The following is a 13,214-nucleotide window of genomic DNA, read 5'->3' as shown; positions in this document are numbered from 1 at the left end:
TTTCAGGCTGGGATATTGTTAATAAATTGATCCACTGCAGGAAGGAAGCTGCCGGAAGGCTCGCGCACGATCAGGTTGCTGACGTGTTTGCTGTAAGTGGAAATTTCAGTATTGATTTCGATGATGAAGGCGCCATTTGAGGCAGCGGTGATGGGGATTTGATTGGCGGGAGCCACTTCGCCTGAGGTGCCGATGATGAGCATGCAATCGCAGCCTGTGGCTTCAGCAAAAGATTCGTGGTAAGCATCATGTGGAATTCCTTCGCCAAAAAAGATAAAATCGGGTTTGAGCAAACCACCGCATTTGGGGCACGATGGCACGGCACGCGCGATGAGAATGGGGTCGATGGGATATTGCCGTTGACAGTCGAGGCAGCTCAGTCGTTGCGCATTGCCATGAAATTCAATCACGTTCTCAGATCCTGCTTCCTGATGCAGGTTGTCGATATTTTGGGTGATGACCCTTCGCAGGATGCCGTTTTTTTGCCATTTGGCCAGGGTAAGGTGTGCGGCATTAGGTTTGGCTCCGCGGAACTTACCGTAGAAAATTTCTTTTATGGCTTCCCACGATCGGGCGGGGTTGAGCACGAAGAAGCCAATTTCGAGCAATCGTGGGTCGTAATTATCCCAGATGCCACCACTGCCTCTGAATGGAGGTATTCCGCTTTCGACTGAGATGCCGGCGCCAGTAAAAGCTAATGTGTGCCGGCTTCGGAGCAATATGCCTGCAACCTCCCTGGCCAGATCCTGTTTCATATCAATAAGGTATTTTATTCTCGCTTTGAACCCAGGCCTGGAACACTTCCACCGCCCGGTCGCGCATGATGTTTGTGGCAGGCAGGCTGCGCTCTGCAGGGTCGAGTTGTATCTGGGTATAAAGCCATTCATCGTCAAAACCTGCTATTGCTGCATCATGGCGGGTAGCGGCATAAAACAGCCTGCTCAGGCGAGCCCAGTAGATGGCGCCAAGGCACATGGGACAGGGTTCGCAGCTGGAAAAAATAGTGCAGCCTTCCAGGTTGTAGGTACCAAGGTTCCGGCAGGCATCGCGTATGGCTACCACTTCGGCATGAGCGGTGGGGTCGCCCGAAGAAGTCACCCTGTTCCGGCCCACACCGACAATCTGATTATCTTTCACAATCACAGCTCCAAACGGGCCTCCCCCACCCTGCGCTACGTTCAAAGCTGCCAGCCGGATTGCTTCCTGCATAAAATATTCCTGATCCATGATTGTGTTTGCTTCGTGATAATTACAGGGATGGCATCAAAAGGTTAAAGATACAAAATCCTGAGCCGGGCTGTTCCATTTTCCGATGAGGGTAGGTTTTTTCAAGGCATCGGCTAAGAGCATCAGAAATTCGGAACGTGGGCGTGCCTTTGCGCCCAGGCTGGCCAGATGGGGCGTTTCCTGCTGGGCGTCGATCATCATAAAACCATGGCTTTCAAGAAATTTCACCAGCCCGATGAAGGCTGCCTTGGAAGCATTTGGTGTGAGATAAAACATGCTTTCGCCAAAAAAGCAGGCACCCAGCGCCAGGCCATACAGACCTCCTACGAGTTGCCCCTCCTTCCAGGCTTCGACCGAATGGGCAAGACCGAGCCGATGGAGTTGAACAAAAGCCTGCCGGAGTTCATCGCTGATCCAGGTGCCCTGGGCTGCCCTGCCGGATGAGCGGGCACAATACATTATCACATCCTCAAAACTGGTATCAAAACGTATGTCGAACACCTGGTCGCGCATGATTTTCCTCATCGACTTGGTCACATACAATTCTCCAGGGAGCATCATCATCCGGGGGTCGGGCGACCACCACAAAAGCGGCTCACCGGGATTTGACCACGGAAAAATACCTCTGGAGTAGGCCGCTATCAGGCGCTCCACACTGAGATCGCCCCCAACGGCAAGCAGGCCACCGGGCATGGCTTTATGTGGCGAAGGAAACCTTAAGGTGTGATCCAGCCTGTAAACCGGCATGGCAGTATGCTCAGTGGCTGATGCTTAGTTTGCTTTTGTATTGTTCAACACCGTTTTGCAGCAAAAGCAGATAGTAGCCTGGGCGAAGTCCGGGATTGACGTGGGTTCCGGGCAGATAGGCATCGTTTTGGTAAACCATTCTGCCGCTTGCATCGAAAATACTGAGCCGGGCGGGACCTGATTCACCAGCAATGTGAACGTAGAATCCTTCTTTTGCCGGTTGCGGGAATACATGCAGGCGGCTGGCCGGGTGGGTTTCAGCGATACCCACAGCCTGATCGAACCAGAATGTAAAGTTGCCGGCCGGTGCAGCCAGAGGATAGGTTACGTTGCCGTGGGCAGTGATTGCTTCCAGATAATAACTCACGGTGTCGCCGGGCATCAGTCCTTCGATGATCCCGATATTTTCGGGGCAGGCCATGTAAACCGGCACCCTGGTGTACTCTGTCTGTTGGTTCTTTTTGTAGTAAAGCCACATCCGCTGGATTGCAGAATTGGATGAGCAGTTGCTGTAAATGTAAAATTCGGGCGAATAGGTCTGACTGCCAATCACTTTGCGATGAGTGATACGGGCAAATTTAGGTGCAGGGATTTCACGCGTGATGCAATGTATGGCTCCTCCGAGGGTGGTGAGGTTGCGCGAATCTACCATCACAATTTTGTAACCCGGCATGGCCTGCTCGTAGATTTGTTTGGCCAGATTGTCATACTCGGGCAGGTTGTACGATGGAACGATAACCGTATTGTTGATGATGAGCGAGTTGGTGTAGGTGCGCATTTCGTCGTTCTGGGTGGTGGCCCAGGTGCCATCGGCTTTGGGTGGTGCCGGAATGCGGATAATGGTATATGGTTTGCCAAAAGCATTCAGCAGGCTGCGAAGATAATTGACATTTTGTTCGATCACAGGATAATCCGGCAGATGTTCGGGATAGGACGATACAAGAATCGTCTCGTAATCAAGCACTTTCATCCACATGTCGATATGCTTCCAGATTCCTCCTCCCGAATTGTTCAGGTTTTCGAGAAACACAAAATCGTCCACCTGAAAGCGGTCGATGAACATATTTCGAAGCAATGAGGCAGAATACTGGGGATTTTGAGCTAGCACACGTTTTGAAGCAAAGCCTCGTTTCAGACCATCGAACATCAGGTTTCCTCCTTCGATCTGAATAGAGAAATTCTGTTTGTGCCAGCCCCAAAGATTGGCCAGTTGCGACGGAATGGAGTCGTCTTTCGGGCGGCCATAAGCACTGTAGCCCATATCGACAATGAACCGCTCGGAACCCTGGCCAAAATCGCCATAGAGCACAGCCGGTCCGAAATCGCGCACCCAGAGGGTTTCGGTCCAACCGGGGATAAAGTACAAATTCAGAGGTAGTACCCCCCTGCTGTACAGATAATTGCGAATCTGTGCCGTGTCCCAGGGGGCTTGTCCGGGATAATATATGATCCATACTTTGCCGGCCTGCTGGGCGGCCCTGGCAATATTTGCGGTGATGGAATCGCGCGAAGGGGCGTAGTCCCAGACCAACAGGATGCCCTCATTTTTTTCGAACTCGGCCGGATTGATCACTGCTACCTGAGCTTTGAGGGCGAAGGCTCCCAGGGCTGCCAAAATGGATAAAAACAGGTATCGGGATAATTTTATGAACATGGTTGAAAACGTATCAGTCTGAATAACAAAGCTTGAGCGCCGAAAGTACTAAAAAAATAATTGCGCAGCCCGATACCTTAATTTTTTAATGCCTACAAACGCTCCAGGCTGCGATACCAGCCGCGAAGACCAGATTTTTCATCGGTAAACGGCTGTTCGGCAACCACTTTCCATTGTGCAGAATCTACCACAGGGAAGAATGTGTCTCCCTCAAAATCTGCATCTATTACGGTAAGCTCAAGCCGGCAGACAAGCGGGAGGAACTGATGGTAAACCTCACCACCACCTATAATATATAAGGTGTTAGTTCCGGCAAGCTTCAGCACCTCCTCTGCACTGTGAACCACCGAAAGATTGTCGGCAGGTGCGATTTGTTTACGGGTCAGTACTACGTTATGGCGGCCCGGGAGCGGACCATTGGGCAGGGATTCGAATGTTTTTCGCCCCATGACCACGGTATGCCCCAGGGTTAATGACTTAAACCTTTTGAGGTCGGAAGGGAGGTGCCACGGAAGTTTGTTACCCTTGCCAATGACCCCGTTTCGGGCCATGGCCACTATGATAATCAGCCTGCAGGGATTGCTCATACGGCGATATCTCCTTTGATGTGCGGGTGCGGGTCGTAACCTATGAGGGTGAAATCTTCGAACCTGAAGTCAAATATATTTTTCACCCGGGGATTAAGTGTCATCCTGGGTAAGGGGCGCGGTTCGCGGCTGAGCTGCAGTTTTACCTGCTCAATATGGTTCAGATAGATATGTGCATCGCCCAGGGTGAGGATAAACTCGCCCGGCTCAAGTTCGCAAACCTGAGCCACCATCATAGTGAGCAAGGCATAGGAGGCAATATTGAAAGGCACTCCCAGAAAGATATCGGCGCTGCGCTGATACATCTGGCACGATAGCCTGTTGTTGGCCACATAAAACTGAAACATGGCATGGCAGGGAGGCAATGCAGCTTTACCAAGGGCTACATTTTCGCTGAACGATTTGCCGGCAACCGGCAGCACCGACGGGTTCCATGCGCTAACCACATGCCTTCGGCTGTCGGGGTTGGTTCGGATGCCTTCAATAAGCTGGCTGATCTGATCAATGCCCTCGCCATTCCAGTTCCGCCACTGGGCACCATACACCGGGCCAAGGTCGCCATTGGCATCAGCCCATTCGTCCCATATTGTCACTTTGTTCTCGTTGAGGTAACGGATATTGGTGTCTCCTTTCAGAAACCATAAAAGCTCGTGGATGATGGAACGTGTATGCAGCTTTTTGGTAGTAAGCAAGGGGAAGCCTTCCGACAGGTCGAAACGCATCTGGTATCCAAAAATGCTGATGGTTCCGGTTCCGGTACGGTCGGACTTACGTACACCGTTCTCGAGTACAAACTTCAGGAGGTCGAGGTATTGTTGCATGAAACTGGTTAACTTATCCTATGAGCATTCCGATGATGGTGGCCGAAAGCAGCGAAGCCAAAGTGCCACCCAGCAGAGCGCGCATGCCAAGTTTTGAGAGCAGCACCCGTTGGTTGGGGGCCAGCGAGCCAATGCCGCCAATCTGTATGCCGATGGAGGCAAAGTTGGCAAATCCGCAAAGCATATAGGTGGCCATGATCACACTTTTCGGGTCACTGAATGCATTCAGACCTTTCAGCTCAGCCAGACTCACATAGCCGATGAATTCGGTCATGATGACCTTTTCGCCCAATAGCCTGCCTACCAGGGTGATATCTGGTCCGCTGATGCCAATCAGCCACATGATGGGGGCAAAAATATATCCTAGCATAAACTGAAGCGAGAGCTCGTTGTAGCGACCTCCTGTCCACTGTGCAATGTTGTCGTTCAGGCCAATGACGTTTCCAATCCAGATACTGATATGATTGAACATGGCAATGAATGCAATGAAAACCAACAACATGGCTGCCACATTCACGGCAAGCTTCAGACCTTCGGTGGTACCATTGCTGATGGCGTCGAGCACATTACTGCCGATCTGTTCTTTGCTTACCTCGATGGTTCTGTCGATTTTTTCGGTCTGCGGAACCAAAATCTTGGAAACCACGATGGCACCCGGAGCGGCCATAACTGAAGCTGCGAGCAGGTGTTTTGCAAAAAGAAGACGCTGTTCCGGATCGTCGCCCCCCAGGAAGCTGATATACACAGCGAGCACCCCGCCGGCAAGCGTGGCCATTCCGCCAAGCATGACCAGCATGATTTCGGACTTATTCATCTTTGGCAGGTATGCTTTAATCATCAGAGGAGCTTCGGTTTGACCAAGAAAGATATTCCCTGCAACCGAGAGGCTCTCGGCGCCCGACAGGTTCATCAGGCGCACCATTGCCCATGCCATACCTTTCACGATGCGTTGGATGATACCCAGATAAAACAGCAAGCTGGTGAGTGCAGAAAAGAAAATAATAGTTGGAAGGATCTGAACAGCAAAGTTTTGAAGCGCCGACTCAATGGAATCGGACACAAAACTGCGGAACAGGAACATGGTGCCGGCCTTTGTAAAATCGAGCACCAGCACAAACATCTGCCCAAAAAATTCGAAAAAGGCCTTTATGAATGGAACAAAAAGCACGCCGAGCGCCAGTCCGAGCTGAAGCAGCAATCCGATGCCCACTACTTTCCAGTTAACTGCCTTGCGATCGGTGCTGAAGCCCCATGCAATGGCTATTAAGACAAGCATACCGAGCAATCCCCGCAAAATGGTTGCAAGTCCGAAGCCTGAACGCCTTTCCATGGCAAGAATGTTCTTTTTCTGGCTGCCTTGCTCATCCGCATTTTCGGTCATTTGCGGCGTATCAGCCTCCACAGTGCTATCGTTATCTGCTTGAAGCACCATTTCGTTAGTCACGCTTTCAAGAGCTGAAGTGTCCTGCGCTTTTACGAACAAAAAAGAGGCTAACAGCCCCATTGCAAGCAAGAGCAATCTGATGTGATCCAGTTTCATTTTCGCTTTTATAGGTTTTGGTTTTTCTTTCGGCGCTGTATTTCGTCGCGAATCTGGGAAGCTCTTTCGTATTCCTCGTTTTCGATGGCCTTCTGGAGCAATTCTTCAAGTTCGCTCAGCAGGTAATTTGAAAAAGGGCTATCGTCCTCACCGGATTCTTCGGGTTCGATATTGGAGCCTTCGTCATCCATCACAATTCCCGCTTCTTTGAGAATGCTTTCGTAGGTATAAATCGGGCATTGGAATCTGAGGGCGAGGGCAACTGCATCGGAAGTACGTGCGTCGATCTCGCTGATAACGCCATCTTTTTCGCATCGCAAAATGGCGAAGAAAACACCTTCACGAAATTTATTGATTACCACCTCCACAAGTTCGATGCCGTAGAATCTGGCAAAATTCATAAACAAATCGTGCGTGAGCGGACGCTTTTGTCTGATTCGTTCCAGACCGAGCGCGATGGCTTGGGCTTCGAAGCCTCCGATGATGATGGGCAACCTACGGGTGCCGCCTACTTCTCCGAGGATGAGTGCATAAGCCCCGCTTTGCGACTGGCTGTAGGTCATCCTGACTATCTCAAGCCTCACTTTCTGCATGTCGGATTGATTCCTTGTAAACCATTTACAAATTAATGGACTTACAATGCTGCTTTTTACATACGGTTCGCAAATTTATTAACATCGACCGGTGCAAAAGCATTGTTAAAAAAATCTTTGATGCCAAGAGGCTATGCCCTAAATTTGTGGGCTTTAATTTCTGGCCATCGAATTGCAATCGTTTGCAAGCTGGTTTTTCGTACGTGAAGATTTTAAGACCAAACTATAACCAAAACCAAAAAACGTTATGATGACTTCCATTTTCTGGCTTGTTCCTCTGGCCTCGCTGGCGGCACTGGCCTTTGCATGGTATTTTTTCAAAACCATGATGAAAAACAGCGAGGGTACAGATGAGATGAAGCGCATTGCCCAGTATGTGCGCGAAGGTGCCATGGCCTATTTGAAACGGCAGTACACCGTTGTGCTCAAGGTATTTGGCGTGATGGTGGTATTGCTGGGAGTGCTGGCCTACTTTCAGGTGCAGAATCCTTTTGTACCTGTGGCGTTTCTCACCGGAGGTTTTTTCTCAGGTTTGTGCGGTTATCTGGGGATGCGCACAGCCACCTATGCTTCGGCTCGTACGGCCTGGGGGGCCACCCACTCGCTCAACCGTGGTCTGCAAATTGCCTTTCGCTCGGGTGCAGTGATGGGCCTGGTGGTGGTGGGATTTGCCCTGCTCGACATTGCAGCCTGGTATTATATACTCAGCCAATGGGTGTACACTCCAGAAAATATGGCCAACGGACTCACCTTTCTGGGGCTCCACCTGGTGCATCCCGGCACCACCGAGCACATGAAAATGGTTGAGATCACTGCCACTATGCTCACTTTTGGTATGGGAGCTTCTACCCAGGCCTTGTTCGCACGTGTGGGAGGTGGTATTTACACCAAGGCTGCCGACGTGGGGGCCGACCTGGTGGGTAAGGTTGAAGCCGGTATTCCTGAAGACGACCCGCGCAACCCCGCAACCATAGCCGACAATGTGGGCGACAATGTAGGCGATGTGGCCGGTATGGGCGCTGACCTTTACGAATCCTATGCCGGATCAATTCTTGCCACTGCTGCCCTGGGTGCTGCCCTTCCGGTGATCGCAGGCGGTGAACAGGAAAAATATGTCATCGCACCCATGATTGTGGCTGCTGTGGGTATTATCATCTCCATCATCGGGATCTTCTTCGTTCGGGCAAAAGAATCGGCCTCACAAAAAAACCTGCTCAATGCATTGTTGCTTGGCACTGGCGGAAGCTCACTGCTCATCCTTGTTGTGGTTGCAGCCCTGGCCAATTTTGGCTGGATTTCGTGGGGAATATTTGGCTCGGTTGTAGCTGGTCTTGTTGCAGGTGTCATCATTGGACAGGGCACAGAATATTTCACCTCGGATGAATATAAGCCTACCAAAGGCATCGCTCGTCAGGCACAATCCGGTCCTGCCACCACTATTATCGATGGTGTGGCTGTCGGCATGTTCTCTACCTGGATTCCGGTTACAACCATTGTGGCCGGTATTCTGGCTGCATTTGGTTTTGCCGGAGGTTTCAGCGATTTTGCCCAAGGGGTTTACGGAATCGGATTTGCTGCGGTAGGTATGCTCAGCACCCTTGGCATTACGCTGGCCACAGATGCTTTCGGACCCATTGCCGATAATGCCGGGGGCAATGCCGAGATGGCAAAACTACCCAAAGAAGTTCGCGAACGTACCGATGCCCTTGATATGCTGGGCAACACCACCGCCGCCACCGGCAAAGGATTCGCCATTGGCTCGGCTGCACTCACAGCCATGGCCCTTCTGGCAGCCTATATGGAAGAAATCAGGCTTTGGATCGGCAAGATTGCCGACCAATCTGATGGCCTGATGAAAGTGGGCAAGATCGTTTTTGTTTCCGGTCGTGCCACTGTGGAACCTGTTGTTGCTGAAGGTCAACGGATTATACAGCTATCAGCAGCCGGAATCACCGATTTTGCTGAGGCATACAACCTGACCATATTTAATCCTTTGCTATTGGGAGGCATTTTCATTGGCGCCATGATGGCCTTTGTATTTTCAGCCATGACCATGAAAGCTGTAGGCAGGGCTGCAGGCGCCATGGTGGATGAAGTGAGAAGGCAGTTCCGCGAGATCAAAGGTATAATGGAAGGTAAAGCCACTCCTGATTATGCCCGCTGTGTTGAAATATCCACCCGTGGTGCCCAGCGTGAAATGCTCGTTCCATCGCTATTGGCGATAATTATTCCTGTGCTCGTTGGAGTGGTTCTCGGAGTGGCCGGTGTGGTTGGCCTGCTCGTGGGCGGACTTACCGCAGGCTTTACCCTGGCTTCGATGCTCAACAATGCCGGTGGCGCATGGGACAATGCCAAGAAGTTTATTGAAAAAGGCAACTATGGTGGCAAAGGCAGCGATGCCCACAAAGCCGGCGTGGTTGGCGATACCGTCGGTGACCCATTCAAGGACACCAGCGGACCTTCGCTCAACATTCTGATCAAGCTGATGTCGATGGTGTCGGTGGTCATGGCCGGGCTTACAGTAAGCTTCAGCCTGTTCGGTTAACCGCCAAAGCCCTGTTAACATTACATTTCGTGATGACAGCGCACAAAAAAGACTTACCTTTGAACCTCAAAAAACACCATAATGAGCGTACTCGTCAACAAACATTCCAAAATTATCGTTCAGGGTTTTACCGGAAGCGAAGGCACTTTTCATGCCGGACAGATGATTGAATATGGCACCAATGTGGTTGGTGGTGTTACCCCCGGCAAGGGTGGCAGCACCCATCTTGACCGTCCGGTGTTCAACACTGTAAAAGAAGCTGTAGATAAAACCGGTGCAGATGTCAGTGTAATTTTTGTGCCCCCTGCATTTGCTGCCGATGCCATCATGGAAGCCGCCGAAGCCGGAATCAAAGTGATCGTTTGCATCACTGAGGGCATTCCGGTGGCCGATATGGTTAAGGCTAAAGAATATATCAAGGCCTACGACTGTCGCCTCATCGGACCAAACTGTCCGGGAGTAATCACCCCGGGCGAAGCCAAAGTGGGCATCATGCCCGGTTTTATCCATCAAAAAGGACGGGTGGGGATTGTGTCGCGCTCCGGAACACTCACCTACGAAGCCGTTGACCAGCTTACCAAAGCCGGCTTAGGTCAGACTACAGCTATCGGCATTGGCGGCGACCCTATCATTGGCACCACAACCAAAGAAGCTGTTCAACTTCTGATGGAAGATCCTGAAACCGAAGGAATTGTCATGATTGGCGAGATCGGCGGAAGCATGGAAGCCGATGCGGCCTATTGGATCAAGGAATATGGTACCAAGCCGGTGGTTGGATTCATCGCAGGTGCCACTGCACCTAAAGGCCGCACCATGGGCCACGCCGGTGCCATTATCGGCGGGAAAGACGATACCGCACAGGCCAAAAAGGAAATCATGCGCTCGTGTGGCATCCATGTGGTGGACTCCCCTGCCGAAATCGGCTCAAAAATGCTTGAACTGCTTTCGTGATACTTTCACTGTAAAAAATAAAGAGGCTGCCTTTGCAAAAAGTCAGCCTCTTTTTGTTTTTGTGCTTAAGCTATTCTATCGCGTAAGGCACATAACGCCACTCAAAAACGGTAGTGTCGTATTTCAGCGAACTGTCGGGCCATTCAATGAGGTTTCTGTTATTGAGCAGTTCATCAAAACCGTTTTTGGTGAGAAAAGCTTCCATCAGTTGCCGGCCAAGCTGTCTGATCCGTTCTTCGTCGCCCGCCACCGTGTTGAGCACCTCTCTGAAATCCACAATTTTTCCTTCCTCATTACGCCTGAATGTTCCGAGCACACCCCGGCGATTGCCTTCCAGGGTACGGGCAGGCCTGCTCAGGTAAAAGGTATGGAGATCGTTCTGTACACTGTAGTAATACAAGGTGAAGTTTTTCGCCAGATCAGTGTAGTAAGTCCGGAACTGTGGCTCAAACCTCGTGTGCGCAGTGGCATGTGGCGGTTTACGTCCGATATAGGTCACCAGGTCAACGAGCAGGGTATCTCTTTCTGCTTCACCATAATAATATGAAACCGGCCTGAAAGCAGGTTCCTGAGCTGTGGTTTTTTTATTTGTTTGGTTGCAGGCTGCAAGCATTGCAATGATGAATGCTGCCGATAGGGTAAAGATTTTTGTGAACGTCATATATCTCATGAGCACATTAATTTGCAAATAAATCAAAAAAGTCGGGAAGTTCTGAGGCTTCCCGACTTGATTCACCTATGAGAGAAATTGCCTGATTAGTAGTATTTTACGATGTGGCAGTTCCATTCGGCCCAGGGAGCTGTCCAATTTTGTGTGCCAACAGCTCCAATAAAGTTCACCTTCTGGAAAAATTCACCAGCTTTCGGGGTGTTGTCCCATTTGGCAGCGGTGAGCAGCATAGAACCGGCCAATGGCACAGGATTGATGGTACCATCTTCGAAAAGCGAGGGGTTGATGCCGGCATCCTGCCACTTAGGCATGAGCACATTATTGAATGAAGCTGTATTGAAGTGAGCTTCATAAGCAGCCTGGCCGCCGGGGAAGTTGGCATGCGAACGAAGTGCCTGGCCGCGCGGGTTGGTAGGATGCTGGTTGCCATTGGATGGTGGGCCTGTAAACACAGTGCCGGCCGAACCGTAACCGTTGCCGCCCCAGTGTTCAACACCTGCAAGGATAAGGTTGCGGATTTGCAGTTCGTTGTCGAGGAAAGCTTGTCCGGAACCTGCGCGGTCGTCGTCCACATAAAGGCCATATGGGAAGCCGGTCATAAAGGAATTGTAGATGCTGATGCGCGAGTTACGGCGCAACTGAGCAGCGTGCTGGTACTGGAGGCTGATGGGGGTTTCGCGGTTTGCTTTGGCGCCAATGATGCTTACGTTAGCAAAAACACCACTTGTGAATGGCTGGGCATTGCTTCCGGAACCATTGTTGTCAACCTCAAAACCATTGGAACCCGACTGGTCGGCCAGATTTTCGCCGCGAACTACAAGCACAAACTGTACGTTACCACTGTATCCAAGGTCAACGTCCAGGTCGTCGTCAAGATTGCGATAAGAAATGAGGTTCTTGGCATTCACAGTGCCGCCAAACCATTCGAATGCATCATCGAGGCCATAGGAGCACATTACGTTTTCGATAATGGTACCACGACCAACACTGCCCAGGGTGAGCGAGTTTACTTCTTCATTAGGATTGATCGGAACTCCGGCGAACTCGATGCGCACATGGCGAAGGATACCACTGTTGTCGTCGTCGTTGCTTCCGCCGTGGAATCCGCCATAACCACCTTCAAGCTCAGTGGGCTGTCCAGTGGCTTCGGTGATGTTGTTCTTTGCGCGACCGCAAATTACAAGTCCACCCCAGTCGCCGGGATTACGCAAACCTGGTGCACGTTCGGATGTCATCACAATAGGATTGTCCGGAGTGCCATCGGCAATGATGCGGCCACCCATCTGAACAATGAGGGTTCCTTTCGATTCGCGGTTTCCAATGATGAGTGTACCGGGTTGAATGGTCAGGACAGCGCCATCCTGTACGCGCACAAAGCCGTTCAGACGATATATCTTATCGGCAGTCCAGGTTACATTACCTGTGATGTTGCCACTCACCTGAACAATTTCCTTCACTTCTTCCACAATCGTGATTGTGAAGGTTTTAAGGCTGGAATAGCGATCCAGTTTGTCGATGGCCTGGAAAGAAAAGTTGATGACTGTGCCGGGAGTTGTTTCGGTGATATCATAGCTAAAGTTGAGTGTGGCAGAGGTTTCGCCATTGTAGTTTTCAGTCCGGAAAGGCACACCGTTTTTCAGGATAATCACCTGCTTAAGTCCTTCAGGAGCGGTGAGCGTGAGTACGGTGCTTGCACTGGTGCCGGTAAGGGCATTCAGGGTCTCGGCACTCAGGCTGATGCTTGGTGGATCGCCTACAGGCTTTTCATCTTCTTTTTTGCAACCAGTCAGACTCATGCTGACGGCGAGCATTACGATGAACAGGCCGGAAATGCTCTTCAAAAGCTGATTTTTAATTCGCATAATGGATTTTGATTTGG

The 13,214-nt window shown here is 50.9% G+C and carries 12 protein-coding genes; 2 read left to right on the top strand and 10 right to left on the bottom strand.

Annotated elements, in window-relative coordinates:
* Window positions 1–2: 2 nt before the first annotated feature.
* From IPM52_02740 to IPM52_02705, 8 genes are all read right to left on the bottom strand, one after another.
* A complete protein-coding gene (locus IPM52_02740) occupies window positions 3–755 on the bottom strand; it encodes an NAD-dependent deacylase (protein ID MBK9290539.1) in 753 nt (250 codons plus the stop codon).
* 1 nt (window position 756) lies between these two features.
* On the bottom strand, window positions 757–1,227 hold the full coding sequence (locus IPM52_02735) for a nucleoside deaminase (protein MBK9290538.1): 471 nt from the start codon (window positions 1,225–1,227) through the stop codon (window positions 757–759).
* A gap of 36 nt (window positions 1,228–1,263) precedes the next feature.
* Window positions 1,264–1,974 (bottom strand): leucyl/phenylalanyl-tRNA--protein transferase, encoded by a 711-nt coding sequence (locus IPM52_02730; protein MBK9290537.1) that lies wholly within the window; start codon window positions 1,972–1,974, stop codon window positions 1,264–1,266.
* A 10-nt stretch (window positions 1,975–1,984) separates the two neighbouring features.
* On the bottom strand, window positions 1,985–3,628 hold the full coding sequence (locus IPM52_02725) for an agmatine deiminase family protein (protein MBK9290536.1): 1,644 nt from the start codon (window positions 3,626–3,628) through the stop codon (window positions 1,985–1,987).
* A 92-nt stretch (window positions 3,629–3,720) separates the two neighbouring features.
* A complete protein-coding gene (locus IPM52_02720) occupies window positions 3,721–4,215 on the bottom strand; it encodes a dihydrofolate reductase (GenBank protein ID MBK9290535.1) in 495 nt (164 codons plus the stop codon).
* The gene (locus IPM52_02715) at window positions 4,212–5,036 is read right to left on the bottom strand and encodes a thymidylate synthase (GenBank protein MBK9290534.1); all 825 of its coding nucleotides are present in this window, start codon (window positions 5,034–5,036) and stop codon (window positions 4,212–4,214) included. The genes IPM52_02720 and IPM52_02715 overlap by 4 nt, the downstream gene beginning before the upstream one ends.
* A 13-nt stretch (window positions 5,037–5,049) precedes the next feature.
* Window positions 5,050–6,576 (bottom strand): Na+ dependent nucleoside transporter, encoded by a 1,527-nt coding sequence (locus tag IPM52_02710; GenBank protein ID MBK9290533.1) that lies wholly within the window; start codon window positions 6,574–6,576, stop codon window positions 5,050–5,052.
* Window positions 6,577–6,584: 8 nt separating this feature from the next.
* Window positions 6,585–7,169 (bottom strand): bifunctional nuclease family protein, encoded by a 585-nt coding sequence (locus IPM52_02705; protein MBK9290532.1) that lies wholly within the window; start codon window positions 7,167–7,169, stop codon window positions 6,585–6,587.
* Between the two features lie 247 nt (window positions 7,170–7,416).
* Here IPM52_02705 and IPM52_02700 point away from each other — a divergent pair, with 247 nt between their 5' ends.
* Window positions 7,417–9,714 carry a sodium-translocating pyrophosphatase gene (locus tag IPM52_02700; GenBank protein MBK9290531.1) on the top strand — a complete coding sequence of 766 codons (2,298 nt, stop codon included), beginning with the start codon at window positions 7,417–7,419 and terminating at the stop codon, window positions 9,712–9,714.
* A gap of 81 nt (window positions 9,715–9,795) precedes the next feature.
* Complete coding sequence (gene sucD / locus IPM52_02695) at window positions 9,796–10,665, top strand: succinate--CoA ligase subunit alpha (protein ID MBK9290530.1); 870 nt, start codon at window positions 9,796–9,798, stop codon at window positions 10,663–10,665.
* 70 nt (window positions 10,666–10,735) lie between these two features.
* Here sucD and IPM52_02690 read toward each other — a convergent pair whose 3' ends face one another.
* A complete protein-coding gene (locus tag IPM52_02690) occupies window positions 10,736–11,335 on the bottom strand; it encodes a hypothetical protein (GenBank protein ID MBK9290529.1) in 600 nt (199 codons plus the stop codon).
* A gap of 86 nt (window positions 11,336–11,421) precedes the next feature.
* Window positions 11,422–13,197: an Ig-like domain repeat protein gene (locus tag IPM52_02685; GenBank protein MBK9290528.1), complete on the bottom strand. Its 1,776-nt coding sequence runs from the start codon at window positions 13,195–13,197 to the stop codon at window positions 11,422–11,424.
* Window positions 13,198–13,214 lie beyond the last annotated feature (17 nt).

It is taken from the genome of Bacteroidota bacterium, assembly GCA_016715945.1.
In the GTDB taxonomy this organism is placed as follows: domain Bacteria; phylum Bacteroidota; class Bacteroidia; order Bacteroidales; family F082; genus JALNZU01.
Note: the sequence above shows the minus strand (reverse complement) of the source record. Positions and strands in the feature narration are given on the sequence as shown.